General features: G+C 39.7%; 1 rRNA gene. It reads right to left on the bottom strand.

Annotated elements, in window-relative coordinates:
• A 16S ribosomal RNA gene (locus tag V6251_RS15235) occupies window positions 1–163 on the bottom strand; the annotation flags it as partial.
• Between the last annotated feature and the right edge of the window lie 152 nt (window positions 164–315).

The following is a 315-nucleotide window of genomic DNA, read 5'->3' as shown; positions in this document are numbered from 1 at the left end:
TCCAAATTTCTCTGGGCTATCCCTTAGTAAGAGGTAGATTCTATACGCGTTACGCACCCGTTCGCCGGTCGTCAGCGGAGCAAGCTCCCTGCTACCCCTCGACTTGCCTGTGTTAAGCCTGCCGCTAGCGTTCATCCTGAGCCAGGATCAAACTCTTCATCGTTAAATTTTAAGTCTTACGACTATGTTTTAACAATTAATAATGTTCTCAGTACTCAAAATGGTTTATTCTCGTTTGTTTAAATTAATCGTTTCCAATTTATTCTTACGCTGTCAATTCAATATGTTTATGAACTTTTTTCTTTATCTCTTAAG

The sequence above is a fragment of the Olleya sp. Ti.3.14 genome (assembly GCF_038154885.1).
Classification (GTDB): Bacteria; Bacteroidota; Bacteroidia; order Flavobacteriales; family Flavobacteriaceae; genus Olleya.
The sequence above is the reverse complement of the archived record's forward strand: the minus strand, read 5'-3'. Positions and strand labels throughout refer to the sequence as shown.